Origin of the sequence: Nocardioides sp. (assembly GCF_025964975.1) — a bacterium.
Taxonomy (GTDB): domain Bacteria; phylum Actinomycetota; class Actinomycetes; order Propionibacteriales; family Nocardioidaceae; genus Nocardioides.
In genome coordinates this window covers 1-25374 of the sequence record NZ_JAOPXV010000026.1, presented here as the reverse complement: position 1 = coordinate 25374, position 25374 = coordinate 1, and the positions used below count along the sequence as shown (strand labels likewise).

28 protein-coding genes are annotated in these 25374 nt (G+C 69.5%); 7 read left to right on the top strand and 21 right to left on the bottom strand.

Annotation, left to right across the window (positions count from 1 at the left end):
* Positions 1–608, top strand: a 608-nt coding sequence (locus JWN68_RS02390; protein ID WP_297734131.1) for a cyanophycin synthetase, incomplete at its 5' end; no start/stop codon positions are given.
* Positions 609–974: a cupin domain-containing protein gene (locus JWN68_RS02385; protein WP_297734129.1), complete on the top strand. Its 366-nt coding sequence runs from the start codon at positions 609–611 to the stop codon at positions 972–974.
* A gap of 15 nt (positions 975–989) precedes the next feature.
* Here JWN68_RS02385 and JWN68_RS02380 read toward each other — a convergent pair whose 3' ends face one another.
* The 4 genes from JWN68_RS02380 to JWN68_RS02365 form a co-directional block, all read right to left on the bottom strand.
* The gene (locus JWN68_RS02380; protein WP_297734126.1) at positions 990–2678 is read right to left on the bottom strand and encodes a Mur ligase family protein; all 1689 of its coding nucleotides are present in this window, start codon (positions 2676–2678) and stop codon (positions 990–992) included.
* A gap of 33 nt (positions 2679–2711) precedes the next feature.
* A complete protein-coding gene (gene fabI / locus JWN68_RS02375) occupies positions 2712–3494 on the bottom strand; it encodes an enoyl-ACP reductase FabI (RefSeq protein ID WP_297734122.1) in 783 nt (260 codons plus the stop codon).
* A gap of 1 nt (position 3495) precedes the next feature.
* The gene (fabG, locus tag JWN68_RS02370; RefSeq protein ID WP_297734119.1) at positions 3496–4221 is read right to left on the bottom strand and encodes a 3-oxoacyl-ACP reductase FabG; all 726 of its coding nucleotides are present in this window, start codon (positions 4219–4221) and stop codon (positions 3496–3498) included.
* Positions 4222–4283: 62 nt separating this feature from the next.
* Positions 4284–4496, bottom strand: a complete 213-nt coding sequence (locus JWN68_RS02365) for a dodecin (protein WP_297734117.1) — start codon at positions 4494–4496, stop codon at positions 4284–4286.
* Positions 4497–4575: 79 nt separating this feature from the next.
* Here JWN68_RS02365 and JWN68_RS02360 point away from each other — a divergent pair, with 79 nt between their 5' ends.
* Positions 4576–4854: a DUF3099 domain-containing protein gene (locus tag JWN68_RS02360; RefSeq protein ID WP_297734114.1), complete on the top strand. Its 279-nt coding sequence runs from the start codon at positions 4576–4578 to the stop codon at positions 4852–4854.
* Between the two features lie 183 nt (positions 4855–5037).
* Positions 5038–5280, top strand: a complete 243-nt coding sequence (locus tag JWN68_RS02355; protein WP_297734111.1) for an acetone carboxylase — start codon at positions 5038–5040, stop codon at positions 5278–5280.
* A 7-nt stretch (positions 5281–5287) separates the two neighbouring features.
* On the opposite strand, the gene moaA is transcribed toward JWN68_RS02355, so the two are convergent.
* A complete protein-coding gene (gene moaA, locus JWN68_RS02350) occupies positions 5288–6274 on the bottom strand; it encodes a GTP 3',8-cyclase MoaA (protein WP_297734108.1) in 987 nt (328 codons plus the stop codon).
* A gap of 54 nt (positions 6275–6328) precedes the next feature.
* Between moaA and JWN68_RS02345 the strand changes: the two genes are divergently transcribed.
* Positions 6329–7135, top strand: a complete 807-nt coding sequence (locus tag JWN68_RS02345) for an SURF1 family protein (protein ID WP_297734105.1) — start codon at positions 6329–6331, stop codon at positions 7133–7135.
* On the opposite strand, the gene JWN68_RS02340 is transcribed toward JWN68_RS02345, so the two are convergent.
* The 3 genes from JWN68_RS02340 to JWN68_RS02330 are packed head-to-tail and all read right to left on the bottom strand — an operon-like array spanning position 7079 to position 10523.
* Positions 7079–7834, bottom strand: a complete 756-nt coding sequence (locus JWN68_RS02340; RefSeq protein WP_297734103.1) for an SDR family oxidoreductase — start codon at positions 7832–7834, stop codon at positions 7079–7081. The two genes, JWN68_RS02345 and JWN68_RS02340, sit on opposite strands and share 57 nt — an antisense overlap.
* 4 nt (positions 7835–7838) lie before the next feature.
* On the bottom strand, positions 7839–9725 hold the full coding sequence (locus tag JWN68_RS02335; protein ID WP_297734100.1) for an ABC transporter ATP-binding protein: 1887 nt from the start codon (positions 9723–9725) through the stop codon (positions 7839–7841).
* A gap of 12 nt (positions 9726–9737) precedes the next feature.
* On the bottom strand, positions 9738–10523 hold the full coding sequence (locus tag JWN68_RS02330; RefSeq protein ID WP_297734097.1) for an enoyl-CoA hydratase/isomerase family protein: 786 nt from the start codon (positions 10521–10523) through the stop codon (positions 9738–9740).
* Between the two features lie 258 nt (positions 10524–10781).
* On the opposite strand from JWN68_RS02330, the gene JWN68_RS02325 reads away from it, so the two are divergent.
* Positions 10782–13823 carry a fibronectin type III domain-containing protein gene (locus tag JWN68_RS02325; RefSeq protein ID WP_297734094.1) on the top strand — a complete coding sequence of 1014 codons (3042 nt, stop codon included), beginning with the start codon at positions 10782–10784 and terminating at the stop codon, positions 13821–13823.
* A 133-nt stretch (positions 13824–13956) separates the two neighbouring features.
* Here the strand turns inward: JWN68_RS02325 and JWN68_RS02320 are convergent, their stop codons facing one another.
* On the bottom strand, positions 13957–15555 hold the full coding sequence (locus JWN68_RS02320; protein WP_297734091.1) for an ABC-F family ATP-binding cassette domain-containing protein: 1599 nt from the start codon (positions 15553–15555) through the stop codon (positions 13957–13959).
* A 147-nt stretch (positions 15556–15702) separates the two neighbouring features.
* On the opposite strand from JWN68_RS02320, the gene JWN68_RS02315 reads away from it, so the two are divergent.
* Positions 15703–16644: a neutral zinc metallopeptidase gene (locus tag JWN68_RS02315; RefSeq protein WP_297734088.1), complete on the top strand. Its 942-nt coding sequence runs from the start codon at positions 15703–15705 to the stop codon at positions 16642–16644.
* 3 nt (positions 16645–16647) lie between these two features.
* Here the strand turns inward: JWN68_RS02315 and JWN68_RS02310 are convergent, their stop codons facing one another.
* From JWN68_RS02310 to sufB, 12 genes are all read right to left on the bottom strand, one after another.
* Positions 16648–17547: a phosphotransferase gene (locus tag JWN68_RS02310; protein ID WP_297734084.1), complete on the bottom strand. Its 900-nt coding sequence runs from the start codon at positions 17545–17547 to the stop codon at positions 16648–16650.
* Positions 17548–17587: 40 nt separating this feature from the next.
* Positions 17588–18190 carry an acVLRF1 family peptidyl-tRNA hydrolase gene (locus tag JWN68_RS02305; protein ID WP_297734081.1) on the bottom strand — a complete coding sequence of 201 codons (603 nt, stop codon included), beginning with the start codon at positions 18188–18190 and terminating at the stop codon, positions 17588–17590.
* Between the two features lie 2 nt (positions 18191–18192).
* Positions 18193–18735 carry an NYN domain-containing protein gene (locus JWN68_RS02300; protein WP_297734078.1) on the bottom strand — a complete coding sequence of 181 codons (543 nt, stop codon included), beginning with the start codon at positions 18733–18735 and terminating at the stop codon, positions 18193–18195.
* Between the two features lie 9 nt (positions 18736–18744).
* The gene (locus JWN68_RS02295) at positions 18745–19119 is read right to left on the bottom strand and encodes a hypothetical protein (RefSeq protein ID WP_297734075.1); all 375 of its coding nucleotides are present in this window, start codon (positions 19117–19119) and stop codon (positions 18745–18747) included.
* A 106-nt stretch (positions 19120–19225) separates the two neighbouring features.
* Positions 19226–19621 (bottom strand): hypothetical protein, encoded by a 396-nt coding sequence (locus JWN68_RS02290; protein ID WP_297734072.1) that lies wholly within the window; start codon positions 19619–19621, stop codon positions 19226–19228.
* Positions 19622–19626: 5 nt separating this feature from the next.
* Positions 19627–20007, bottom strand: coding sequence for a metal-sulfur cluster assembly factor (locus tag JWN68_RS02285; protein ID WP_297734069.1), 381 nt, complete (start codon positions 20005–20007; stop codon positions 19627–19629).
* Complete coding sequence (sufU, locus tag JWN68_RS02280; protein WP_297734066.1) at positions 20004–20468, bottom strand: Fe-S cluster assembly sulfur transfer protein SufU; 465 nt, start codon at positions 20466–20468, stop codon at positions 20004–20006. The genes JWN68_RS02285 and sufU overlap by 4 nt, the downstream gene beginning before the upstream one ends.
* A 4-nt stretch (positions 20469–20472) precedes the next feature.
* Positions 20473–21741 carry a cysteine desulfurase gene (locus JWN68_RS02275; protein ID WP_297734064.1) on the bottom strand — a complete coding sequence of 423 codons (1269 nt, stop codon included), beginning with the start codon at positions 21739–21741 and terminating at the stop codon, positions 20473–20475.
* A gap of 2 nt (positions 21742–21743) precedes the next feature.
* On the bottom strand, positions 21744–22505 hold the full coding sequence (sufC, locus tag JWN68_RS02270; protein WP_297734062.1) for a Fe-S cluster assembly ATPase SufC: 762 nt from the start codon (positions 22503–22505) through the stop codon (positions 21744–21746).
* Positions 22502–22849 (bottom strand): non-heme iron oxygenase ferredoxin subunit, encoded by a 348-nt coding sequence (locus tag JWN68_RS02265; RefSeq protein ID WP_297734060.1) that lies wholly within the window; start codon positions 22847–22849, stop codon positions 22502–22504. Before JWN68_RS02265 ends, sufC begins: the two co-directional genes overlap by 4 nt.
* Complete coding sequence (gene sufD / locus JWN68_RS02260; RefSeq protein ID WP_297734058.1) at positions 22846–24030, bottom strand: Fe-S cluster assembly protein SufD; 1185 nt, start codon at positions 24028–24030, stop codon at positions 22846–22848. The genes JWN68_RS02265 and sufD overlap by 4 nt, the downstream gene beginning before the upstream one ends.
* 109 nt (positions 24031–24139) lie before the next feature.
* Positions 24140–25374, bottom strand: a 1235-nt coding sequence (gene sufB / locus JWN68_RS02255) for a Fe-S cluster assembly protein SufB (protein WP_297734056.1), incomplete at its 5' end; no start/stop codon positions are given.

Sequence of the window (25374 nt, the reverse complement as noted above, 5' to 3'; positions counted from 1 at the left end):
CCCTGCACGACATCCGGCAGGGATTGCGCACCTTCTCCACGAGCTACTACCTCTCCCCCGGCCGCCTCAACGAGGTCGAGGTCAACGGGGTCAACGTCATCGTGGACTACTGTCACAACGCGCCCGGCATGAAGGCGCTCGGCGACTTCGTCGACCGCCTCGGCGAGTCGCTGGAGTCCTCGCACGACCTCGCCCGCCCCTCGCGCATCGGCATCATCGCCACCGCGGGTGATCGGCGTGACGAGGACATGCGCGAGCTCGGGCACATCGCCGCTCAGCACTTCGACGTCTGCATCGTGCGCGAGGACGTCGCCCTCCGCGGTCGCGAACGTGGCGAGGTGGCGAGCTTCGTGCTTGAGGGACTTCGAACCGCCATGGCCGAGGGCGCGCGCTGCCGCCAGGTGGAGGAGGTCCTCGACGAGATCTCCGCCGTCCGCCACGCGATGAGCCGCGCCAACCGCGGGGACCTGGTCGTGGTCTGCGTCGACAAGCACGGCGAGGTGATGAGCGAGCTGGAGGACTGGTCCTCGCGGGCGCAGGCCGGCTCGGGCATCAACGACGAGGCCCCGGCCGCCGACCCCGACTACACGCCGCCTGCGGGCCCCTGAGTGCGCATCCTGGCCCTGGCCGACCTGCCGCACCGGCCCATCGAGGCGCACCAGAGCAAGGGCTTCTCCGTGGGCGCCTTCGGGATCTGCGCCGACGCCCACCTCGTGGCGGTGACCCTGGGCCCCCGGGGCGTGATCGGACGCCACCCGGCTGAGGGGAGGCAGCTGCTCGTCGTCCTCTCCGGCGAGGCCCAGGTCTCCGGGCACGACGGCGTCGTGCGCACGGTCAGCGTCGGCCAGGCGGCCGTGTGGGAGCCCGGCGAGGCGCACGAGACGCGCACGGACGGCGGTCTCGTCGCGATGATCGTGGAGGGGGACCTGGACATCGGTGCGCCGGGCGAGCAGATCGACCGCGGCGACACCTGAACCTCCTCGGGCGGATCAGCCCCGCACGACCCGCACCTTCGTGGCCAGGGTCTCCGGGTCGTCGGCGATGCCCCCGTGCGCCTCGATCCAGTCGTACGCCGCCTGGCGCTCGGCATGGCACATGAGCCCCACGACGTCGCCGACCTCCGCCCCCTCCACCAGCGCCGCCAGGCAGGCGACCTCGGTGTCGTAGGTCTCGATGTCGACGACACCGACGCGCGCGGCCCCGGCCCGCAGCAGGACGTCGATCTCGTCCATCGTGCGGCCGCGCAGGTAGTGCTGCTTGTGCCCGATCGCGACCACGTCGCTGCCCTTGGCCCCGATCTCACCCAGGGCGTCGATGAGCTCGTCGGTCCGGTCACCGACGGCGCCGAGCCCGAGCAGGACCCGAGATCCTGGACGGCGTACGCCCTGCATGATCTCGAGCAGCGCCTCCAGTCCCGCCTCGTTGTGCGCAAGATCCATGACCACGGTGACCTCACCGGGCAACGAGAAGAAGTTCATCCGGCCCGGGTTGTGCTCGGCGTCCGGCAGGAACGACTTCAGCCCAGTGACGACCGACTGCCAGGAAATGCCGATCGCCAGGGCGCCCGACGCCGCGGCCAGGGTGTTCTCGACGTTGAAGCGCGACAGTCCGGCCAGGGTCATGGGCACCTCGACCAGCTCGACGAGCGGCTCGGGATCAGCGCCCGGGCGCATCACGGTGACCCAACCGTCGATCACGGTCGTCGCGCGGCCCCCGCTGTTGAGCACCTCGCGGATCGCCGGTGAGTCGGGGTCCCGGGAGAACACCCAGGGCTGCGCCCGGATCACCGCTCGCATCGCCAGCACCCGGGGGTCGTCGGCGTTGAGCACCGACCAGCCCGACGACCGGGTGATCCTCGGGACGACCGCCTTGACCTCGGCCAGCTGGTCGACGGTGTCGATGCCCTGCATGCCGAGGTGGTCCGCGGTGACGTTGGTGACCACCGAGACGTCGTTGCGGGTCAGCCCGATGCCCTTGAGGAGGATGCCGCCGCGGGCGGTCTCGGTGACGGCGAGCTCCACCCCTCGGTGGGCGAGCACCCGACCGGCCCCGCTGGGCCCGGAGTAGTCCCCCGCCTCGACGAGCTCGCCGTCGATGTAGATGCCGTCGGTGTTGGACCAGCCGACCAGCTTGCCGTCCGCCTGCGCGATGTGCGCGATCATCCGGCTGGTGGTCGTCTTGCCGTTGGTGCCGGTGACCGCGACCACGGGGATCCTCGGTGTGATGGTCGTCGGGCGCGCGCCAGGGGCCGCTGCGGCGACCTCAGCCGCGCCGGCGGTCACGGCCGCGTCGACGTCGGGGCTCGGGAGCGCATCGAGCACGTGGGCCACCGCGTGGCCGAGTGCCTCGGCGCGTCCGCGGTTGCGCCAGGGAAACGCGACCACGAGCTGGTTGTGCTCGGCGGTCGGACGCACCCGCACGGCGAGCCGCGACGTGCCCGACTCCTGAGCGACTGCTCGGACCAGACGCTCGACGGCCCGCATCGCGAACCGCTGGCGGAACCCCGACCCCGGGGCTCCAGGGCGTGTGGTGCTCAGTCCGATGCGCCTCGCGAACCGCAGCACGGTCTCGTCGGACGCGTCCGCGATGGTGCCGATGTCGAGGGTCAGCTTGATGGCTGCCCGCGGGAAGTAGAGGTTCGGACCCTCCAGGACGCGTAGCTCGACGAGGGAGGTCACGGCGGAACCGTACCGCCCGCTGGTGCTGTCGGCTCAGAGGCCCATCGCGTGGAAACCACCGTCGACGTGGATGATCTCGCCGGTGGTCGCGGGGAAGAAGTCACTCAGCAGGGCGCACACGGCCTTGGCGGTCGGCGCGTGGTCACTCTCGTCCCAGCCGAGCGGAGCACGGTCCTTCCAGGCGGACTCGAGATCCTCGAAACCCGGGATGGCCTTGGCTGCCAGGGTCTTGAGCGGGCCCGCCGAGACGAGGTTGCAGCGGATGCCCGCCGAGCCGAGGTCGCGGGCCAGGTAGCGCGAGGTGGACTCCAGCGCGGCCTTGGCGACGCCCATCCAGTCGTAGGCCGGCCACGCGATGGTCGCGTCGAAGGTGAGGCCCACGATGGACCCGCCCTCGGACATCAACGGTCGGCTGGCGACCGCGAGCGCTTTGAGCGAGTAGGCCGACACCTGCACGGCCTGAGCCACGTCGTCCCAGGGACCTTCGAGGAACTTGCCGCCGAGCAGCGTCGCCGGATTGCCGTAGGCAATCGAGTGCACCACTCCGTCGAGGTGGTCGACATGCTCGCGCACCTGGTCGACCAGACCGGCGAGGTGCTCCTCGTCGGTCACGTCGAGCTCGAGGACCGGTGCGTCGGCGGGCAGCCGCTTGGCGATGCGTCGGGTGATGTTGAGCGCCCGACCGAAGTTGGAGATGAGCACCGTGGCGCCCTGTTCCTGGGCGACCTTCGCGGTGGCGAACCCGATGGAGGAGTCCATCGTCACCCCCGCCACCAGGATGGTCTTGCCGCTGAGGATTCCAGTGGAGTCAGTCATGTCAGTGCCCCATTCCGAGTCCGCCGTCAATCGGGATGACGGCTCCTGTCACGTATGCCGCGCCGTCGGACGCCAGCCAGGTCACGGCCGAGGCAACCTCGGCTGCCGAGGCGTAGCGACCGAGCGGCACCTGCGTCTTGATCGCCTGCCTCTGCTCATCGGTGAGCGCTGCTGTCATGTCGGTCTCCACGAAGCCGGGCGCGACGACGTTGGCCGTGATGGACCTCGAGCCGAGCTCTCGTGCCAGCGACCGAGCCATCCCGACCAGGCCCGCCTTGGAGGCCGCGTAGTTGACCTGCCCGGCCGAGCCGAGCAGCCCGACGACCGACGAGATGAAGATGATCCGGCCGCGGCGCAGGCGCAGCATGCCCTTGGCGGCACGTTTGGCCAGCCGGAAGGAACCCGTCAGGTTGGTGTCGATCACGCTGGACCAGTCGTCCTCCGACATCCGTAGGATCAGGGTGTCGTGGGTGATGCCCGCGTTGGCCACCAAGATCTCGACGGCTCCGTGCGCGGCCTCGATCTCCGCGAAGGCGGCCTCGACCGCGGCGGGATCGGTGATGTCGCACCGCACGTCGAGAGTCCCGTCCGGGGCACCTCCTGAGCGCGTGGTGACCGCGACCTTGTCACCCCCCGCGACGAACGCCTCCGCGATGGCGCGGCCGATGCCGCGATTGCCACCGGTGACCAGGACGGACCGAGGGGCGGGTGCTGTGGTTTCACTCACGCCTGACGACGCTAGCGCCTACCCCGGGGTAGGCGAAAACCCCTCGCCGCAGCGGTGCGATCTCATTCGTCCTCGAGCCGGAACCCGACCTTCATCCCGACCTGGAAGTGCTCGACCCGTCCGTCCTTGGCCTGGCCCCGGATCTGGGTGATCTCGAACCAGTCGATGTGACGCAACGTCTTGCCGGCGCGCTCGACGCCGTTGCGCACTGCCTGGTCGATCCCGTCCGGCGAGGTGCCGACGATCTCGGTGACGCGGTAGGTGCGATCGGACATGGCGTGCTCCTCATGGACGTCTGAAGCGACGACCACGTCGGCCGGCCGCCCGTTGAGACTACCGACGTACAGTGGAGGTATGCCTCCCCGGGACTCGTCGTCAGTGCGGATCACCACTGCCCGCACGAGCGCGGCCGATGACCTTGCCGGACGACAGCGCCGCTACCTGTTCTCGATGACGGTCCGCACCGCCTGTGTCGTCGGCGCCGTGAGCGTGGGACCCGGACTCCTGCGATGGGTCCTGGTGGCCGGGGCGGTCCTCCTGCCCTATGTGGCGGTGGTCCTCGCGAACAACCAGACCCGCTCCGACGACGGCTTCGAGCTGCGCGAAACCCGCGTGGCGCGCGAGCTGAACTGACCCGCGCCGACACGCGCACCTGTCGTGTTGGCATCGCAATCGCATCGTGCAAGAATCAACTTTGCGACCCCAGCCATCCCCCGTCTGTGGTCGCTGGTGCCGGGCAGCTCCCCCCGTGGCTGTCCGGCACCGTCTATTTGCGACGAACCATGGTCGACGAGCGGCCATGAGAGGCGAGGTCCGGTGACTGACCAGGAAGCGCTCGTCACGAGGGACGAGCCGGCCATCTGCTCCGCCAAGGGGTGCACACGAGATGCCAGCTGGGCCCTGCTGTGGAACAACCCCAAGCTGCACACCCCCGACCGCCGCAAGACGTGGCTGGCGTGCGATGACCACCGGGTGTCGCTGAGCGACTTCCTCGGGGCGCGGGGCTTCCTTCGAGACGTCGTCGAGCACGGACCGTCGGTTCCCGGCCCCACGGGCTAGAGCCCGCTCAGCCGCCGATCGCCGACATCGGGCGATCCGGCTGCAGGAACGACGGGTCGTCGATTCCGTGTCCGGTGCGCTTGCCGAGCATCGCGGTGACCCATCGGTCGGCGAGCTCGTCGTCGGTGGCCCCGGCTCGCATCGCGCCCCGCAGGTCCGACTCGTCCCGGGCGAAGAGGCAGTTGCGGATCTGGCCGTCAGCGGTGAGCCGGACCCGGTCGCAGTCGCCGCAGAACGGCCGGGTCACCGACGCGATGATGCCGACGGCGCCGGGTCCGCCGTCCACGTCGAAGAGCTCCGCAGGATCACTCCCGCGGGGCTGGCCGTGCGGGGTGAGCGTGAAGTCGGCACTGAGCTGTTCGAAGATCTCGTCGGCCGTGACCATCTCGGCACGGCTCCAGCCGTGCTGCGCATCGAGCGGCATCTGCTCGATGAAGCGGAGGTCGTAGCCTCGCTCGAGGGCCCAGGCCAGGAGCTCGCTCGCCTGGTCCTCGTTGGTGCCGCGCAGGAGGACGGCGTTGAGCTTCAGTGGAGCCAGGCCGGCCTCGCGCGCCGCCTCGAGCCCGGCGATCACGTCCTTCAAGCGGTCGCGACGCGTGATCTCGTGGAAGGTCTCGGGGCGCACGGTGTCGATGGACACATTGATGCGGTCCAGCCCGGCCTCGCGCAGCGCCACGGCGGTGCGGGCGAGCCCCAGCGCGTTCGTCGTCAGCGAGGTCTCGACCCCGAGCTCGTGCGTACGCCGCACGATGTCGACCAGCCCTCGGCGGACGAGCGGCTCGCCGCCGGTGAAGCGGACCTCGGTGACTCCCAGTCGGCGTACGGCGATGTCGATGAGCCGGACGACTTCGTCGTCGGTCAGCGTCTGGTCGTCGGGCAGCCAGTCCAGGCCCTCGGCGGGCATGCAGTAGGAGCAGCGCAGGTTGCAGCGGTCGGTCAGGGACACGCGCAGGTCGGTAGCCACCCGGCCGTATCGATCTGCAAGAGGGAGCACCTCGTCAGTGTAGGCGCGTGCCCATCGTCTGGGGCCGACGGATAGCCTCGGGACGTGCCCAACCTGCGGTTCCTGCTCAGTCGCCGGTGGGTGCTGTTCCTTTTGGTGGTCCTCACGCTCGCCTGGTCCGCCTGGCGCCTCGGCGAGTGGCAGTTCGACCGCCGCGAGGACCGCCTGGCGCGCAATGCCGTCATCGAGCGCAACGAGAACGACCCTCCAGTCCCGGTCACCGAGGTGCTCGCACCGGGCTCCCCGGTGGCGGATGAAGAGGAGTGGAAGCGGGTCAGCGCGACCGGCACCTATGCAGTGGAGGACACCGTCATCGTCCGCTACCGCACCCGCGACGGCGCCGCGGGTGTGGACGTCGTCGTCCCCCTCGAGCTGTCGGACGGGTCGAGCGTGCTGGTCGACCGCGGCTGGTTGGAGACCGACAACCGCGGCGCCACCCCCGACGACGTGCCATCGCCACCTGCCGGCGAGGTGACCATCGAGGGCTGGGCGCGGGGGGACGCGACCGGCGACAGCACTGCTGTGGCCGACCAGTCCACGCGCGCCATCAGCAGCGAGCGCATCGGGGAGTCCCTGGACCGGGAGGTGGTCACGGGCTTCGTGGAGCTCAGCTCGGAGTCACCCGAGGCGGCCGAGCCGCTGCAACCAGTGGAGCTGCCGGAACAGGACGGCGGACCGCACTTCTTCTACGGCCTGCAGTGGTGGTTCTTCGGCGTGCTCGCCCTCTTCGGATTCGGCTACCTCGCCTATGACGAGGCGCGCGGTGGACCCGGGATGGTGCGCGGGCGCCGCAGGTCACAGAGCCCGGAGCAGGCCCCCGTCGACGGGAAGCATGACGCCGGTCAGGAATGACGCCGCCGGGGACAGCAGGAAGGCAGCAGCCCTGCCGAACTCCGCCGGGTCGCCGTAGCGGCCGAGCGGGATCGTCCTCTCGGCGGCGGCCCGAGCAGCCGCCTCGTCGCCGGTGGACGCGTCGAGCTCGCTGACGCGCTCGGTGGCGATGCGCCCGGGCAGCAGTCCGTTGACTCGTACGCCGCGTGGACCGAGCTCGTCCGCGAGCGTCTTGGCCACCATCGCCAGCCCGGGACGAAGACCGTTGGAGACGGCCATCTCGGCGAGCGGAACCCGTACGCTCGACGAGAGCACCAGCGCCAGCGACCCCCCGTCGCCCAGCGCCCGGCCGATCTCGCGGCACAGGCGGACCGCACCGAGGAAGACGGACTCGAAGGCCGAGGACCACTGCTCGTCGCTGATCGCCGTGACCGCGCCCTTGGGCGGCCCGCCGACCGAGATCAGGGCACCGTCGAGGCGGCCGAAGGCATCGTGAGCCGCAGTCATCAGGGCGGCCGGGGTGCCCGGGTCGGCGTTGTCCGCGACGACACCGCGAGCGCGCTCACCCAGTGCCTGCACCGCCGAGTCGAGGGAGTCCCTCGACCGTCCCGAGACGACGACCCGTGCTCCCTCCGCCACCAGCACCTCGGCCGTCGCCCGACCCAGCCCGCGGGCGGCGCCGGTGAGGATGAAGACCTTGTCGGTCAGCTCCAGATCCATGGCGTCAGGCTATGCGAGTCGTGTCGTCGCGGAACTGCGTGTCGTGGAGCGTGCGGTAGAGCCCACCCTCGGCGAGGAGCTCGGCGTGGGTGCCGCGCTGCACCACCCGGCCGCTCTCCAGCACCAGGATGAGGTCGGCGTTGCGGACCGTCGACAACCGGTGGGCGATGACGAGCGACGTACGCGACTCCAGGGCAGCGTCGAGCGCACGCTGCACGGCTGCCTCCGACTCGGAATCCAGGTGCGCCGTCGCCTCGTCGAGGACCACGATGGCGGGTGCCTTGAGCAGCAGCCTGGCGATGGCCAGACGTTGTCGCTCACCACCGGACAACCGGTAGCCCCGGTCCCCCACCACGGTGTCCAGGCCGTCGGGCAGCGACCCCACCAAGGCGGCGATCTGCGCAGCCTCGAGGGCCGCCCAGACCTGGGCGTCGTCCGCGTCCGGGCGGGCGTACAGCAGGTTGGCCCGGATGGTGTCGTGGAACATGTGCGCGTCCTGGGTGACGTAGCCGACCACGTCCTCCAGTGACTCCAGGGTCACGTCGCGGACGTCGACGCCACCGACCCGGACAGCACCGGAAGAAGCGTCGTAGAGCCGGGCAACGAGGTGAGTGACGGTGGTCTTCCCGGCACCGGACGGCCCGACGAGCGCGATCATCTGGCCCGGCTCCGCCTGGAAGGTGACGTCGGTGAGGACCGGACCGGACGGCCGCGACTCGCTGCGAGCGACCTTCTCCAGCGAGGCGAGCGACACCTCGTCGGCCGTGGGGTAGGTGAAGGCCACGTGGTCGAACTCCAGCGACGACGCGCTGCGGGCCAGGACCACTGCGTCCGGCTTCTCCTCGATCAGGGACGGCAGGTCGAGGACCTCGAAGACACGGTCGAAGCTGACCAGGGCCGTCATGACGTCGATCCGCACGTTCGAGAGACCCTGCAACGGGCCGAGGAGGCGCAGGAGCAGGATGCCGAGCGCGATCAGGGTGCCGACGGAGAGCTCACCCTGGATGGCGAGATAGCCACCGATGCCGTAGACGAGCGCAGTGGCCAGCGCCGGCAGCAACGTCATCGCCGCGAAGAAGATCCGGGTGAGCAGTGAGATCCTCACCCCCAGGTCGCGCACGACGGCCGCCTTCTCGGCGTACATCCTGTCCTCGGTGTCGCGACGGCCGAACAGCTTCAGGAGCATGGCGCCGCCGACGTTGAACCGCTCCGTCATCGCGTTGCCGAGGTCGGCGTTGCCGTCCATCTGCTCGCGGGTCAGACCAGCGAGCCGGTTGCTGACCCACCGCGACGTCAGCAGCAGCAGCGGGAAAAGCATCAGGCAGACCACCGTCACCTGCCAGCTCAGCGCCAACATGGTGATGCCGACGACGACCGCCGAGATGACGTTGGCGACCGTGCCTGACAGCGTGGACGTGAACGCACGCTGGGCGCCGATGACGTCGTTGTTGAGACGGCTGACCAGGGCCCCGGTCTGGGTGCGGGTGAAGAACGCCAGGGACTGTCGTTGGACGTGGGCGAAGACCTGGGTGCGCAGGTCGAAGATGAGTCCCTCACCGATCCTGCTGGAGAGGTAGCCGCCGAGCAGCCCGAGCGCGGAGTCCACGACCGCGACCACTGCGACTGCCACGGCGAGCCAGATCACCAGCTCGGTGTCGCCCGACGCGATGCCCTTGTCCAGGATCTGCTTGAGCAGCAGTGGAGGTACGACGACCAGGCCGGCGCTCGCGATCGTGACCATCAGGAAGGCCAGGATCGCCCTGCGGTGCGGGCGCGCGAAGGTCAGCACCCGCCAGACCGTGTGCCGCTCGATCCGCTCGTCGACGACGGTCCGGTCGGAGCGGAGGTGGCGCCAGGGCGGCCCCCCGCCGCCGGGTCCCATCATCGACATACGTGCGTCCTGTCAGCCTGCGAAGGCGTCTGCCAGAGCACGGAAGCGGCGTATCTGCGCTTCCCGCTCCAGTCGTCGTTGCTCGTCGAGGTCACGGTCAGCGGCCCCTTGCAGCAACGTCTTGGTCTCGGAGACCACATCAGCCATCGGTGCGGCCAGGGCGGCGACGAGATCAGCCACCGTGGCGTCGAGGTCGGCGACCGGGACGGCCATGTTGACCAGTCCGATGTCGACAGCCTCACGCGCCCCGACCATCCGGGCCGTGGCGCAGATCTCGAGTGCCCTGGCGTATCCAACGCTCTCGACGAGGGGCTTTGTTCCCGTCAGGTCGGGCACCAGGCCGAGCGCCGACTCCTTCATCGAGAACTGGGCGTCGTCGGCCACCACCCGCAGGTCGCAGGACAGGGCGAGCTGGAACCCGGCGCCGATCGCGTACCCCCGGACCACCGCCACCGAGACGAAGCGCGGCTCGCGCAGGAAGGTGAAACCCCGCTGGAACTCGTCGATCGCAGCTGACGCCTCCTCGTCGCTGAGCGAGAGCAGCCCGATGACGCTCTCCTGACCGTGCGTCGCCGGGTCGAGCATCGCGCGGTCCAGCCCGGCCGAGAACGTCTCGCCCCTCCCGGTCACGACCACGACCCTCACGTCGTCGGGGATCTCGCGGCCGATCGCTGCCAGCGCGCGCCACATGGCCGGTGTCTGGGCGTTGCGTACGTCGGGACGGTCGAGCGTGATGGTCGCGACCGGGCCGGCCACGGAGTAGTCGAGGCCGACGGCGGCCAGATCGGGGAGCGTCATGCCCGCAGTGTCTCAGGGCTGTCGACGCCTGGGACGGGCGCACTGCGGGGCGAACCCCAAACGGTTCTGGATGAATATCGCTGATCGGACACCTCCCGGTCGCAGCCGTGCCACACTCGGCGACGCACGACCGACCACTCCTGACGCTGGATCGGGAGGTCTGGTCGGTCGCACCGCCCCCTCGCCCGACCTTCTCTCTCCCGCCGCGACGTTCCACGTCGTCCGGGGGTCGTCGTCGCGCTCGACCTAGGAGTCCCCGTGTCGTCCTACCTCCGGTTCTCTGCGCGCGCGTCGATCGCCACCGCTGTCATTGCCGCTTTGCTCGTCCCGGGCGGTCGGGCGATCGCCGCAGACGACGTCGCCGCGCCGGTCGTCCAGAGCGCGACGCTCTCCTCGACCACAGTGGACGTGAGCACAGGTGCCCAGACCGTGGTGCTGGAGGCGCACATCACCGACGACCTCTCCGGTGTCCACCCGCAGGTCCTGTTCGGCCTCGACAGCGACACCACCACCCAGCAGGCGCTGGACACGTTCATGACCCGCGTCTCTGGCACCCCGCTGGACGGGGTCTGGCGCGTCACCCTCACGATCCCCAGGCACGCGGCCACGGGGACGTGGACCGCGCGGAACTTCGGAGTCTTCCGCGACGAGGCTGGCAACCGGATCAACTTCCCGCCAGTGGCCACCGGCTCCTGGCCCACGCTCACGGTGGCCAACGACATGCCCGACACCATGCCTCCAGTGGTGCAGAGCGCGACCTTGTCCTCGGCGACCGCGGACGTGACCTTCGCAAGCAAGACCGTGGTCCTGGAGGCCCACATCACCGACGACATCACCGGGGTCAACAACCAGGTGTTGTTCGGCCTCGACAGCGACGCCACCACCCAGCAGGTGTTCAACACCTTCATGACCCGGGTGTCAGGAACCCCTCACGACGGTGTCTGGCGCGTGACGCTGCCCTTCCCCATGACTGCGGCGCCCGGACAGTGGACAGCGAGGAACTTCGGGATCCTGAGTGACGCGCTCGGCAACCAGAGCACCCCCCGCCCGCAGGTGACCAGCGGCACCTGGCCGACGCTGCTGGTCATCAACGACACGCCCGACTCCGCCCCCAACCCGCCCAGCGTTGTCAGCGGGGTCCGCGGCGACAAGCAGGCCACCGTCTCCTGGAGCGCCGTCACCGGCAACCACACCGCGGTGACGGGCTACGCAGCCACCAGCATCCCGGGCGGGATGAGCTGCAGCACCACCGGCGCCACCAGCTGCACCATTCCCGGCCTGACCAACGGCACGGCCTACACCTTTGTCGTGACCGCGACCAACAACGCGGGTGAGGGTCCGCCGTCCGAGCCCTCCGGCACCGTCACCCCCGCCGGAGTTCCCTTCAAGCCCGCCCCACCGGTCGCCGTTCGCGGCGACAAGCAGGCGAACGTGTCCTGGACCGCCGCCGCTGGCAACGGCTCACCCGTCACCGGCTACACCGTCACCAGCATCCCTGGCGCGAAGACCTGCAGCACCACTGGCGCCACCGCCTGTTCCGTCACCGCTCTGGCCAACGGCACTGCCTACACCTTCGTCGTGACCGCCTCGAACACCGTCGGTGACAGCGAACCGTCCGAGCCGGCCGACCCTGTCAGCGCGGCCGGCGTCCCGCTCAAGCCGGCGGCACCAGTCGCCGTCCGCGGGAACACCGAGGCGGACGTGTCCTGGATTCCCACCGGCGCCAACGGCTCCCCCGTGACCGGCTACACCGTCACCAGCACACCTGGCGGCAAGACGTGCAGCACCACGGGCGCAACCGGCTGCTCCGTCACCGGCTTGACCAACGCCACGGCCTACTCCTTCGCGCTGGTCGCCACCAACAGCGAGGGCGACAGCGTGCCTTCCGAGCCCTCCAGCCAGGTCACGCCGGCCGGGGTCCCGGACAAGCCCGCCGCTCCTTCGGTGTCCCGCGGCGACCACCAGGCGAGGGTGACGTGGACCGCCACGAGCGGCAACGGCTCCCCTGTCACGGGCTTCACCGAGATCAGCAGCCCCGGGGGGATGAGGTGCACCACCTTCACGGGCTGCACCTTCACCGGCCTCACCAACGGCACTGCCTACACCTTCGTGGTGATCGCCACCAACGGCATGGGCGACAGCGAGCCGTCCGACGCGTCCGAGCCGGCCACCCCCGCCGGGGTCCCGGATCGGCCCGCTGCTCCTTCCGCCGCCCGTGGTGACAACCAGGCCGTCGTGTCCTGGAATTCCGTCAGCGGCAACGGCTCCCCCGTTGCCGGCTACACCGTGACTTCAACCCCCGGCGACAAGACCTGTACCACCACCGGCGCCACCACGTGCACCGTCATCGGGCTGAACAACTCGACCAACCACACCTTCATCGTGACCGCCACCAACGACGTGGGTGACAGCGACCCGTCCGAGCCGTCGCAGCCGGTGACCCCGGCTGGCGTCCCGGACGAGCCAGCCGCACCCACAGCGGTTCGCGGCGACACGACAGCCCGAGTGACCTGGACCGCACCCGACGCCAACGGCTCCCGGGTCGCCGGCTACACCGTGACTTCAACCCCCGGCGACAAGACCTGCACCACCACCGGTGCCACCACCTGCACCGTCACCGGGCTCAGCAACGGGACGTCGTACACCTTCGCTGTGACCGCCACCAACACCGTCGGCGACAGCGGACCATCGGAGTCCTCCGGGCCCGCCACCCCGGCAGGAGTGCCGGCCAGGCCAACCCCGCCGTCCACAGTCCGCGGCGACAGCCAGGCGCTCGTCTGGTGGGTGCCAACCGGCGCCAACGGTTCCCCGGTCACCGCCTACACCGTGACCAGCCACCCCGGCGGGCAGAGCTGCACCACGACCGGCGCCACCACCTGCACCGTCACCGGCCTGACCAACGGCACGGCCTACACCTTCATCGTGACCGCCACCAACACCGTGGGCGACAGCCAACCGTCCGCACCCGCCGATCCGGTCAGCCCTGCCGCCACCCCGGTGACCCCCGAGGCTCCCGCACCTCCGGCTGCCGCAACGGCGCCCAGCAGGATGGAGGCGCCTCGTGTCGTCGTCCGGCAGACGAGAGCGATCCTGAAGTGGGCCACCGCCGATTCGAACGGCAGCCGAGTCTCGGCCTACGTCATCCAGATGAGCAACGGCAAGGACAAGACCACGTGGGGCACTGTCCACCGAGTCGTGTTCAAGGACCTCGAGCCGGGTCGCTATCGGTTCCGGATCGCCGCCACCAACGCCGTCGGGGCCTCTCCCTTCAGCACGTGGGTGAAGATCCGCATCCGGTAGGACCGGCTTTCCAGTGTGACCGACCAGTCCGCAGCCCTTGAGTGGTTCGCGGTCAGCGGTCTCCCGACCGACTTTCATCCCTACCAGCGCCTGCAGCTGCGCCGAGCCCGGTTCGACCCCCGAGTCCCAGGGGTCAGGCCAGCGAGACCAGGTCGGCGTAGTCCTCGTTCCAGAGGTCCTCGTCACCGTCGGGGAGAAGGAGCACCCGGTCGGGCTCGAGCGCGCGGACCGCGCCCTCGTCGTGCGTGACCAGGATGATCGCGCCCTCGTAGGTGCGGATCGCGGCCAGCACCTCCTCGCGGGAAGCCGGGTCGAGGTTGTTCGTGGGCTCGTCGAGCAGCAGCACGTTGGCGCTCGAGACGACGAGGCTGGCCAGTGCGAGCCTGGTCTTCTCGCCGCCGGACAGGACGCTGGCCGGCTTGTGTGCGTCGTCACCGGAGAAGAGGAAGGACCCGAGCACCGACCGGGCGTCGCTGTCGGTGAGCTGGGGGGCAGCGGACTGCATGTTCTCCAGGACGGTCCGGCTGGTGTCGAGCGTCTCGTGCTCTTGGGCGTAGTAGCCGAGCTTGAGCCCGTAGCCCGGGACGACGCGGCCCGTGTCGGGCTTGTCCACCCCGGCCAGGATGCGCAGCATCGTGGTCTTGCCTGCGCCGTTGAGGCCGAGGATGACGACTCGTGAGCCCTTGTCGATGGCCAGGTCCACGTCGGTGAAGACCTCGAGCGAGCCGTAGGACTTCGAGAGCTCCTCGGCGGTGATCGGCGTCTTCCCGCAGGGTGCAGGCGCGGGGAACTTGATCCGCGCCACCTTGTCGGCCTGACGCTCGCCCTCGAGGCTCGACATCATCTTCTCGGCGCGCTTGAGCATGGACTGGGCCGCGGTGGCCTTGCTGGCCTTGGCGCGCATCCGGTTGGCCTGGTCAGTGAGCGTCTTGGCCTTGGTCTCCGCGTTTGCGCGCTCGCGCTTGCGACGGCGCTCGTCGGTCTCGCGCTGCGTGAGGTAGTTCCTCCAGCCCATGTTGTAGACGTCGATGACCCCGCGGTTGGCGTCGAGGTGCATGACCTTGTTGACGGTCGCCTCGAGCAGGGCGTTGTCGTGGCTGATCACGATCAGACCGCCGCGGTGGGACTTCAGGAAGTCGCGCAGCCACACGATGGAGTCGGCGTCGAGGTGGTTGGTCGGTTCGTCCAGGAGCAGCGTCTCCGCACCGGAGAACAGGATCCGGGCCAGCTCGACCCGACGGCGCTGACCACCGGAGAGGGTCCTCAGCGGCTGCGTCAGGATGCGCGTCTCGATGCCGAGGCTGCTCGCGATCTGGGCGGCCTCCGACTCGGCGGCATATCCCCCGCCGGCGTGCAGGTCGGCGTCCGCGCGCGTCCAACGCTTCATCCCGCGCTCGTGGATCGCCGGGTCCTCGTTGGCCATGTCCTCCTCGGCGGCACGCATGCGGCGTACGACGTCGTCGAGACCACGAGCCGACAGGATGCGGTCGCGGGCCAGGACCTCGGGGTCGCCGATCCGCGGATCCTGCGGAAGGTAGCCGACCTCGCCCGACGTGATGACCTTGCCCGCGGCGGGCTGGGCCTCGCCGGCCAGGATCTTGGTGAGCGTGGTCTTGCCGGCGCCGTTGCGCCCGACAAGACCCACCTTGTCGCCGGAGGCGATGCGGAAGCTGACGTCTTCCATGAGGAGGCGGGCGCCCGCGCGGACCTCGAGCTGCTGGGCGTTGATCATGAGGCCGTCAGGATACCGGTGTGGCCACCCATCCCTGTCATCGTGGACGTTCACCCCTGCGGAGGTCACGTCCCGGCGGTCCTGCCCCTGAGCCGTTAGCCTGCGCAGGAGACACGCACGCTCGGCTCGCTCGGAAAGGCTTCCCACATGCGGTTCAATCCCAAGGCCACCATCAGCAGAGGTCGTGTCAGTGACGCCGGTCGCGGGGGCGGCGGTGGCTTCGGGGGCGGTGGCGGCGGCATGCGCCTGCCCATCCCCGGCGGGACCCGCGCAGGCGGGGGCCTCGGCGGCATCCTGATCATCGTGCTGTTCCTGGTGCTGAGCCAGTGCGTCGGCGGCGGAACCTCGGGAGGCGGGCTCGGCATCGATCCGCAGGGCCAGCAGGGCCAGCCACAGGGCCTCGAGGGCGACAGCGACCGCTACGAGAACTGCAAGACGGGCGAGGACGCCAATGAGGACGTCGACTGCGCGCGCAAGGCCGTGCTCTTGTCGCTCGAGCAGTACTGGGCCAAGACCCTGCCCGAGCAAGGTGGGCCCGAGCTCGCGCCCGCCGCCACCAAGACCTTCAGCGGCGGTGTCGACACCGGCTGCGGGCAGGCCACTTCCGACGTCGGCCCGTTCTACTGCCCCGTCGACCGAGGGATCTACCTCGACACGACGTTCTTCGCCAGTGTGCTGGAAGGTCAGCTGGGCGGGCAGGGTGGCGACTTCGTCGAGCCCTACGTGCTGGCCCACGAGTACGGCCACCACATCCAGAACCTTCTCGGCACCATGGGCCAGGTGCGCACCCAGCAGGGTGCGGACTCCGACGCCGTTCGTCTCGAGCTCCAGGGTGACTGCTACGCCGGCATGTGGACGCGCCACGCCAGGGACAGCGAGCTGATCACCCTGGACGAGGGCGACATCGACGAGGCGCTCGACTCCGCCAAGACGGTCGGCGACGACCTGATCCAGGAGAAGTCCGGGCAACGCGCCAACCCCGACGGTTGGACCCATGGGTCGTCCGAGCAGCGGATGCGGTGGTTCACCGTCGGCTACGACGAGGGCACGCTGCAGGCGTGCGACACGTTCTCCGCCAGCGAGCTCTGAGGCTCAGCCCAGCAGGGCCTCGATCTGGGTGGCCTGTCGCTGCATGGAGATGACGTAGGGGGCGACGCTGGGGTGGGAGTACTTCCCCGCCAGCGCACCCTCCCCGTCGGCCACCCGCTGCAGCGCCCAGTCGAGTCGGCTCAGCGCCGTGTAGACGGCCGCGATCCGGGCGCCGGCGGCGGCCTCCGCCTGCGCGGGATCGGCCAGCCCTTCGGCGTACGCCGCAAGCAGCGGCTCGAAGTCCTCGCGCACCGTCAGCGCCCAGAGCCCCAGGTCGTGACCCACAGCACCGGTGCCGAGGTTGCTCCAGTCGATCGCCACCACGTCGTCACCGTCGCGTCCCGGCAGGTTGGCCGGGGTGGGGTCCCCGTGCTGGAGCACCTGCGGCAGGTCATCGAGCGTGGCGAGGTGCACCGACCGCCGCTGCCACAGGTGGTCGGCCACGTCGGCGAGGGTGGTCCGCCCGAGGGTCTGCCACCCGCCCCGCCGCTCGATCCGGGCCAGCCGCTCGCGCAGCTGGTGGCGCGCGAGCCAGGGCACGTCCGGCGGGGGCGTCCGGGCGAACCGGCCCAGGGCACGGGCGACGAACAGTCCGGGGTTGGCGGAGTCGGTGACCCGCTCGAGAACCATGGTGATGCCCTCACTGTCCTCCTCGACGCGTCGGGCAGCAGGGCCGCGGAGTCCGTCGGTGGCGACGACGAGACCGTGCAGCGCCACCTGCGGCTCCCGCTCCCACCATGCCGGGGAGCGCCAGTCTGACAGCTCGGGAAGGTCGCCCGCGGCCGGGGCGACGAGCCGCTTGACGACCACCTCGGCGTCTCCCTCGCGGGCCAGCCAGACGCCGTACGCCGAGGGGCTGCCACTGCCGGGCAGTCGGTGCCATCCGGGTTCGGGCTGCCACATGGCGCTGACGCTAGCCGATGTGGGACCCGGATCTCGGACCTCAGGCGTTGGTGACGTCCACGGCGATCGACCGGGCGTCGACGATGGCCTGGTCGAGCACCGCCCGGCGCGGATCGGGCACCGCAAGCCACGGCTCCACGACGACCAGCCCCTGAAGCCGGGGGTCGGTGAGCACCTCCTCGACCGCGGGGCGGTCTCCGCCGGCCACGAGCCGCCCCGGGCTCAGGATGCGCGCGGCGTGGTCGGCGGCCGCTTCGTAGGCCTGGCGGGCCTGGTTGCCCCGGCGCCGGGCGAACCGCTGCTGGCTCTGGCCGCCCGCCTTGGTCCGGCCCTGCACGTGCCGCTGCCCGATCTTGTGCTCCACCATCCGGGCACCCTCGAGGCGGGCCACGGCGAACCCGCCCTTGCGGACCAGCAGCACGCCCCACTCCCCCGGCGCCTCAGCGGCTGCCACGAAGGCAGCGACCTCGGGCACGTCGGCGTACGACGAACCGAACGGCAACCGCGCGACGAACGTCGACCCGTCTTCGGCGGCGCCACGGAGAGCGCCGTGTTCTACGGAGAGGGCCGCGGCACCGTGGCGCGCGACGAAGTTGTCCACCCAGCGCGGCAGGCGCTCGGTGGGGACCAGGACGATCGGCATGCTCAGATGAATTCGAGCGGGTCGAACTCGTCGATCGGGATGACCCTGACTCGGGGCAGGGGTGCGTTGAATGCCCCCACGTCGTGCTCGAGGTCGATGATGCGCAGCCCCGGCAGCCCGCGGAAGGCACTGTTGACGAACTCCCCGAAACCGACGATGCCGACCTGGCGGCTGCCGTCGCACAGGTCGGAGACCTGGTCGACGAAGTCACCGTCGTGGCTGGCCAGGATGACGTCGGCGTCGCGAGAGACCAGCGCCTCCGCGGTCCGCTGGATCGCGATGTCGACGACCTTGCCGGCGCCACTGAGCGGCACCGGCTTGAAGCCGATCGCGATCAGGGCCTGGACGAACGTGGTCGGCATCTCGGTGCCGGCAGCGAGGAAGAACAACCCCGTCACCGGCTGGTCGAAGGCCCGTTCGCTCCACTCGAGCAGTCGGTCCCAGCGAGGACGCTCCTCAGGTCGCGGGCGTCGACCGAGGATCGCGTTGCCCAGGGTGGCGTCGATGTTCTCCCCGTCGATGAGGAGATAGGTCCTGCGTTCCATCAGGCGTGCCTAACCCTCGCCGTGGTAGACCACGCGGAAGTACTCCACCACGTCCGCTCCGACCTCGACCCGCTCCGTCTCGAGCAGCGCGACCGGATGACCGGCGCCGTTGCACAGGATCGACAGGGCGCCAGGGACCGGGAGCGCGGTGTCCTCCTCGTGTCCCACCTCGTCGTACGCCGACGCGGGGGTCGACGTCGAGAGGCGCTGATCGCCCTTGATGCGGGCCACGAACTCGTCGGCCTCGGCCGGCGTCTCGCCGTAGGACCAGGCGGGTGGGCGGACGACCTCGAGCGTGGTCGGGCCGAAGTAGGACGGAGCGACGTTCAGCTTGGCGTGGAAACGCGCCAGCTCCCAGAAGTTGCCGATCACGTCGTCATTCATGTGCGGAGCCTAGCCCCAGTGGGCTGACCTCTTCTCCGCCCAGTCCAGTGACCAAGTGGCTCCAACCGCGACGCCGCTCATCACTCGACTCAGGTGGAGACCACACTCACGGGGAGTCAGTCACCACTGCGTCAGGATCCTGACGGGGCGGAAGCTGCGCCAGGGCGGAGCGGACCAGCGCGAGCCGGGCCGCCACGACGACCTTGCGGCGCAGGCGCCCCCCGGCCTCCCCGAGGGTCTCTTCGACCGCCGCGAGCATCTGGGCGTCGGTGAAGCTGGGCCGGGTCCCGGGTGCGACCACCACGTCCGGGAGCGCGACAAGCACCGGCAGGACCTGACTGCCCACCGGTTCCAGCACCTGGTAGCGCTCGTAGGGGCTCATCGCGGCCCACGTCTCCTCGACGCCGCCGGCGCGTCGGCGGACCCCTCGCTGGCGCGCGACCGCCACCGTCCTGGCCGCGGACGTGACGGCGACGGTGAGCTCGTGCTCGGTGAAGCGCATGCGGCTCAGACGTTGAAGCCGAGTGCCCGCAACTGCTCGCGTCCGTCGTCGGTGATCTTGTCCGGACCCCACGGCGGCATCCAGACCCAGTTGACCGCGACGTCGTTGACCAGGCCCTCGAGGGCGGCGTTGGTCTGGTCCATGATGACGTCGGTGAGCGGGCAGGCGGCCGAGGTCAACGTCATGTCGAGGACGACGTTGGACGCCTCGTCGAGGTGCACGTCGTAGACGAGGCCGAGGTCGACGACGTTGATGCCGAGCTCGGGGTCGACGACGTCCTTCATCGCCTCGGTGACGTCCTCGACGGTGACGGTCGAGCCGCCCCCGGTCGCCGGGACGTCGGGCAGGTCGCTGTTGTCGAGCTTGGCGGTGTTGTCCAGGGTCATGAGTTCTCCTTTGAGAGGGTCTGGGAGGTCGCGTCCTTCCACGCCATCCACGAGAGCAGGGCGCACTTGACGCGCGCGGGGAACTTGGCGACGCCGGCGAAGGCGATGCCGTCCTCAAGGACGTCCTCGTCGGGCTCGATCTTCCCCTTGCCCTGCATGAGCTCGAGGAAGGTCTGGTGGATCCCCATCGCCTCCTCGACCGACTTGCCGATGAGCAGGTCTGTCATCACCGAGGTGGAGGCCTGCGAGATCGAGCAGCCCACGGCGTCGTACGACACGTCGGACACCACGCCGTCGGCGAGGTGGACGCGCAGGGTCACCTCGTCGCCGCACGTCGGGTTGACGTGGTGCACCTCGGCAGTGCCGGCAGCGGAGGGGTCGCCCCTCAATCCTGCGTGGTGGGGGTGCTTGTAGTGGTCCAGGATGATCTCCTGGTAGAGCGAGTCGAGCGCGGCGTCCATCGGGTCAACCCACCTTGAAGTAGGAGCGCGTGTAGTTCAGGCCGTCGACGAGGGCGTCGATCTCCGTCGGGGTCGTGTAGAGGTAGGACGACATGCGCGTCGACGCCTGGACGCCGAAGCGCGCGTGCGCCGGCTTCGCGCAGTGGTGTCCGGCGCGGACGGCGATCCCACGCGAGTCGAGCACCTGCGCGATGTCGTGCGGGTGGACGCCCTCGAGCTCGAAGGAGATAGCTCCCCCGCGCGACGCGGCATCGAGCGGCCCGAGCACGCGGAGCCCGGGCACCGACGTGAGTCCCTCGAGGGCGTAGCCGGTGAGCGCCTGTTCGTGGGCATGGATCGCGTCGAGACCGACGTGGTCGAGATAGTCGACCGCCGCACCGAGGCCGATGGCCTCGATGATCGGCGGAGTGCCGGCCTCGAACTTGTGCGGGATCTGGGCGTACGTCGATCGCTGCATCGTCACCGTCTCGATCATCTCCCCGCCGCCGTGGAACGGGGGCAGGGCGTCGAGCACCTCACGGCGACCCCACAGCACGCCGATCCCGGTGGGACCCACGACCTTGTGGCCGGTGAAGACGAGGACATCGGGTCGCGAGGCGCCCTCCATCGATTGCAGGTCGACGGGCAGCTGGGGAGCGGCCTGGGAGGCGTCCACGACCACGATGGCACCGACCTCGTGGGCGCGTGCTGCGATCCGCGCCACGGGGTTGATGGTGCCGAGCATGTTGGACACCCAGGTCAACGAGACGACCTTGGTGCGCTCGTTGATCAGCTCGTCGATGTTCGACAGGTCGAGCCGGCCGTCGTCGGTGAGGCCGAACCACCGCAGGCTCGCGCCCTTGCGCTCGGTGAGGAGCTGCCAGGGAACGATGTTGGAGTGGTGCTCCATCTCGGTGATGACGATCTCGTCGCCTGCTGCGACCGCCAGGTCGCCCGTGGCCCACGACAGCGAGTTGGCCACCAGGTTGAGCGCCTCGGTGGCGTTCTTGGTGAAGATCACCTCGTCGCGGTCGGGCGCCTTGATGAACGCCGCCACGCGGTCACGCGCAGCCTCGAACGCCTCGGTCGACTCCGAGCCGAGCTGGTGCATGGCCCGGGAGATGTTGGCGTTGTGGTGCTCGAGGTGGTCGACCATCGTGTCGATGACGACCTGAGGCTTCTGCGAGGTGTTGGCCGAGTCGAGGTAGACCAGCGGGAAGCCTCCCGCGAGCTGACGCTCGAGGATCGGGAAGTCCTTGCGGATGACTTCCAGCTCGGGAAGCAGCCCGTCCATGGTCAGACCGCCGCGGTCTTGGTGTACTTGTCGTAGCCGTTGGCTTCCAGCTGGTCGGCCAGCTCGGGGCCGCCCTGCTCAGCGATCTTGCCGTCGACGAAGACGTGCACGAAGTCAGGCTTGATGTAGCGCAGCACCCGCGTGTAGTGGGTGATGAGCAGGACGGCCTTGTCGCCGCCGGACTTGAACCGGTTGACGCCCTCGGAGACGATCCGCAGCGCGTCGATATCGAGGCCCGAGTCGGTCTCGTCGAGCACGGCGACCTTGGGGTCGAGCAGCTCGAGCTGGGCGATCTCGTGACGCTTCTTCTCGCCGCCGGAGAACCCCTCGTTGACGTTGCGGGTGCCGAAGGTCGAGTCGAGGTCGAGCTGCGCGAGGGCGGCGTTGACGTCCTTGACCCACGTACGGAGCTTGGGGGCCTCGCCGTCGATGGCGGTCTTCGCCGTACGCAGGAAGTTCGACACCGAGACGCCGGGGACCTCGACGGGGTACTGCATGGCCAGGAAGAGGCCGGCGCGGGCGCGCTCGTCGACCGACATCGACAGCACGTCCTCACCGTCGAGGGCGATGGTGCCTCCGGTGACGGTGTACTTCGGGTGCCCGGCGATGGAGTAGGCCAGGGTCGACTTGCCGGACCCGTTGGGCCCCATGATGGCGTGGGTCTCGCCGTCGTTGATCGTCAGCGTGACGCCCTTGAGGATCTGCTTGGGGCCGTCCTCCGTGTCGACGGTGACGTGCAGGTCGGTGATCTCGAGCTTGCTCATGACGGGGTCACTCCATTCAGGGTGGTGTCGACGTCGACCCAGACGCTGGCCTGGGAGTCGGTCTCGCGAACTTCTACGGGGAAGGTGGTGACCGGTTCGGTCGCCGGGAAGGTGGTCGGCTTGCCGGTGCGGAGGTCGAAGGTCGAGCCGTGCAGCCAGCACTCGATGGTGCAGTTGGCCACATCACCCTCGGAGAGGACGACGGCCGCGTGCGAGCAGAGGTCCTGGAGGGCGAAGATCTCGTCACCGTCACGGGCGATTGCGACATCGACGTCACCGACGGTCACGCCGAGGGCCTGGTCGGTGGGCACCTCGTCCAGGGCGCAGACGCGGACGAAGGTCATCGGTCCTCCTTCAGCACGTTCTTGGCCAGCTCCGCCTCGACGGTGGCCAGGAGGCGCTCCTCGATGGAGGGGACGCCGACCTTGCGGATCAGGTCGTTGAAGAAGCCGTGCACGACGAGGCGCTGCGACTCCTTCTCGGAGATCCCACGTGACTGCAGGTAGAACAGCTGGTTGTCGTCGAAGCGGGCCGTCGCCGAGGCGTGGCCGGCACCGGCGATGTCACCGGTCTCGATCTCGAGATTGGGGATCGAGTCGGCGTGGCAGCCGTCGGTGAGGATGAGGTTGCGGTTCTCCTCGAAGGTCTCGATGCCCTCGGCGACCTTGCGGATCAGGACGTTGCCGACCCACACGGTGTGTGCCTTCTCGCCCTGCAGCGCGCCCTTGTAGATCGCGTTGCTCTTCGTGCGCGGGGCGTTGTGGTCGGCGAAGATCCGGTGCTCGATGTGCTGGCCGGCGTCGGCGAAGTAGAGGCCCAACAGCTCGGCCGAGCCGCCCGGACCGTCGTACGTCACGTTGGCGTCCATCCGGACCACGTCGCCACCGAAGGAGATCGCCGCGTGCTTGTACGTCGCATCGCGACCCACCAGCGCCTGGTGGTGGGCGAGGTGGACGGCGTCGTCGGCCCAGTCCTGGATCGAGACGACGGTGACGTCGGCTCCCTCGCCCACGACGATCTCGACGACGGCCGCCATGGCAGCAGAGCCCGCGTGGTTGATGACCACGATGGCCTTGCTGTGGGCGCCGAAGCGCATCGCCACGTGGCCGGCCTCGGTGTTGGTGGCGTCCTTGCCCACGAGCTCGACCACGATCGGGTCGGCGAGCTCGCTCTCGGCAGGCACGTCGATGAGAAGTGTCGAAGGGACCTCGGCCAGGACGCGGGCTGCGAACCGCGTGTTCGGGACGAGACCGCTGATCCCGCGCAGGGAGCGGGCCTCGTCACCGCTGACGCCCTCGACGCGCACCCCCGCCTGGGAGTTCCACGTGCACGACATCGTGCTGCGGTTGAACTCGGCATCGGCGTGGAGCCCGAGCAGGCGCTTGAGCGGCGTGAAGCGCCAGATCTCCTCGCGCCCGGTGGGGACCGGGTTGTCGGAGACGGCGAACGAACCCGGCGGGTTCAGGTGCGACTCCACCTTGTCGTCCACCTCGAGGGCAGACCGAACAGCATCAGTGATGGTCAACTACTTCTCTTTCTTCGTCATCGGACGCGGTGCATTTGCTTCGGACGCTGCGGGGCTCGCCTCCACCGGACCTCGTTCCTCGGCCCGGCTCCGGCTCACTCCTCGGTCCTCAGCCGACGGACCCTTCCATCTGCAGCTCGATGAGGCGGTTGAGCTCGAGGGCGTATTCCATCGGCAGCTCCTTGGCAATGGGCTCCACGAAACCACGGACGATCATCGCCATCGCCTCGTCCTGCTCCATGCCTCGCGACATGAGGTAGAAGAGCTGGTCGTCGGAGACCTTCGAGACGCTCGCCTCGTGGCCCATCGACACGTCGTCCTCGCGGATGTCGACGTACGGGTAGGTGTCCGAGCGGCTGATCTGATCCACCAGCAGCGCGTCGCACAGCACGTTGGACTTCGAGCCGTAGGCGCCCTCGTTGATCTGGATCAGGCCGCGGTAGGAGGTCCGGCCGCCACCGCGCGCCACCGACTTGCTCAGGATGCTCGACGAGGTGTGCGGGGCCGCGTGCACCATCTTGGCGCCCGCGTCCTGGTGCTGGCCCTCGCCCGCGAAGGCGATGGACAGGGTCTCGCCCTTGGCGTGCTCGCCCATGAGGTAGATGGCGGGGTACTTCATCGTCACCTTCGAGCCGATGTTGCCGTCGACCCACTCCATGGTCGCACCGGCCTCGCAGACGGCGCGCTTGGTGACGAGGTTGTAGACGTTGTTCGACCAGTTCTGGATGGTCGTGTAGCGGCAGCGGCCGCCCTTCTTCACGATGATCTCGACGACGGCCGAGTGCAGCGAGTCGGAGGAGTAGATCGGCGCCGTGCAGCCCTCGACGTAGTGCACGTAGGCGTCCTCGTCGACGATGATCAGCGTGCGCTCGAACTGGCCCATGTTCTCGGTGTTGATCCGGAAGTAGGCCTGCAAGGGGATGTCGACGTGGACGCCCTTGGGCACGTAGATGAAGGAGCCGCCCGACCACACGCTGGTGTTGAGCGCCGCGAACTTGTTGTCACCGACGGGGATCACGGTGCCGAAGTACTCCCGGAAGAGCTCCGGGTGCTCCTTGAGCGCGGTGTCGGTGTCGAGGAAGAGCACGCCCTGCTCCTCGAGGTCCTCACGGATCGAGTGGTAGACGACCTCGGACTCGTACTGGGCGGCGACGCCCGAGACGAGACGCTGCTTCTCCGCCTCGGGGATGCCGAGCTTGTCGTAGGTGTTCTTGATGTCGTCGGGCAGGTCGTCCCACGACGTGGCCTGCTTCTCGCTCGAGCGCACGAAGTACTTGATGTTGTCGAAGTCGATCGTCGACAGGTCGGAGCCCCAGGTCGGCATCGGCTTGCGGTGGAAGAGCT

What these genes read in the sequence shown, in the direction of transcription:
- fabI (WP_297734122.1), bottom strand. Translation starts at nt 3,494, where the DNA reads ATGACTGACTCCACTGGAATCCTCAGCGGCAAGACCATCCTGGTGGCG.
- JWN68_RS02365 (WP_297734117.1), bottom strand. Translation starts at nt 4,496, where the DNA reads ATGTCCGATCGCACCTACCGCGTCACCGAGATCGTCGGCACCTCGCCG.
- JWN68_RS02360 (WP_297734114.1), top strand. Translation starts at nt 4,576, where the DNA reads ATGCCTCCCCGGGACTCGTCGTCAGTGCGGATCACCACTGCCCGCACG.
- JWN68_RS02340 (WP_297734103.1), bottom strand. Translation starts at nt 7,834, where the DNA reads ATGGATCTGGAGCTGACCGACAAGGTCTTCATCCTCACCGGCGCCGCC.
- JWN68_RS02335 (WP_297734100.1), bottom strand. Translation starts at nt 9,725, where the DNA reads ATGTCGATGATGGGACCCGGCGGCGGGGGGCCGCCCTGGCGCCACCTC.
- JWN68_RS02330 (WP_297734097.1), bottom strand. Translation starts at nt 10,523, where the DNA reads ATGACGCTCCCCGATCTGGCCGCCGTCGGCCTCGACTACTCCGTGGCC.
- JWN68_RS02320 (WP_297734091.1), bottom strand. Translation starts at nt 15,555, where the DNA reads ATGATCAACGCCCAGCAGCTCGAGGTCCGCGCGGGCGCCCGCCTCCTC.
- JWN68_RS02315 (WP_297734088.1), top strand. Translation starts at nt 15,703, where the DNA reads ATGCGGTTCAATCCCAAGGCCACCATCAGCAGAGGTCGTGTCAGTGAC.
- JWN68_RS02310 (WP_297734084.1), bottom strand. Translation starts at nt 17,547, where the DNA reads ATGTGGCAGCCCGAACCCGGATGGCACCGACTGCCCGGCAGTGGCAGC.
- JWN68_RS02305 (WP_297734081.1), bottom strand. Translation starts at nt 18,190, where the DNA reads ATGCCGATCGTCCTGGTCCCCACCGAGCGCCTGCCGCGCTGGGTGGAC.
- JWN68_RS02300 (WP_297734078.1), bottom strand. Translation starts at nt 18,735, where the DNA reads ATGGAACGCAGGACCTATCTCCTCATCGACGGGGAGAACATCGACGCC.
- JWN68_RS02295 (WP_297734075.1), bottom strand. Translation starts at nt 19,119, where the DNA reads ATGAATGACGACGTGATCGGCAACTTCTGGGAGCTGGCGCGTTTCCAC.
- JWN68_RS02290 (WP_297734072.1), bottom strand. Translation starts at nt 19,621, where the DNA reads ATGCGCTTCACCGAGCACGAGCTCACCGTCGCCGTCACGTCCGCGGCC.
- JWN68_RS02285 (WP_297734069.1), bottom strand. Translation starts at nt 20,007, where the DNA reads ATGACCCTGGACAACACCGCCAAGCTCGACAACAGCGACCTGCCCGAC.
- sufU (WP_297734066.1), bottom strand. Translation starts at nt 20,468, where the DNA reads ATGGACGCCGCGCTCGACTCGCTCTACCAGGAGATCATCCTGGACCAC.
- JWN68_RS02275 (WP_297734064.1), bottom strand. Translation starts at nt 21,741, where the DNA reads ATGGACGGGCTGCTTCCCGAGCTGGAAGTCATCCGCAAGGACTTCCCG.
- sufC (WP_297734062.1), bottom strand. Translation starts at nt 22,505, where the DNA reads ATGAGCAAGCTCGAGATCACCGACCTGCACGTCACCGTCGACACGGAG.
- JWN68_RS02265 (WP_297734060.1), bottom strand. Translation starts at nt 22,849, where the DNA reads ATGACCTTCGTCCGCGTCTGCGCCCTGGACGAGGTGCCCACCGACCAG.